General features: G+C 45.0%; 1 protein-coding gene. It reads left to right on the plus strand.

Features of this window, described 5'->3' with window-relative positions:
* Positions 1-15 precede the first annotated feature (15 nt).
* Positions 16-280 (plus strand): MarR family transcriptional regulator (locus JUJ53_RS13800; RefSeq protein ID WP_239125051.1); only part of this gene is annotated, 265 nt, incomplete at its 3' end.

Raw genomic sequence — 280 nt, forward strand, 5'->3', positions numbered from 1 at the left:
ACTGCAAAGCGAGACTTGTCACCCTCTGAGTTTGCCAATCGTGCCAATGTAACTCGTGCCACAATTACAGGCTTGCTCGATAGATTGGAGCGAGAAGGGTTGGTTGCACGTCAAGCCCACTCAAATGACCGACGAATGTTGACGATCACCCTCACAGAACAGGGAAAAAAGTTGGTTGAGAGAGTTCTACCCGACCATTTTTGCCGTACTAAGGGATTAATGGCAAACCTCTCGTCTACAGAAAAGAAGACATTCATTAAATTACTTGATAAGTTGAGAT

This window comes from Leptolyngbya sp. CCY15150, from assembly GCF_016888135.1.
Lineage (GTDB): Bacteria > Cyanobacteriota > Cyanobacteriia > RECH01 > RECH01 > RECH01.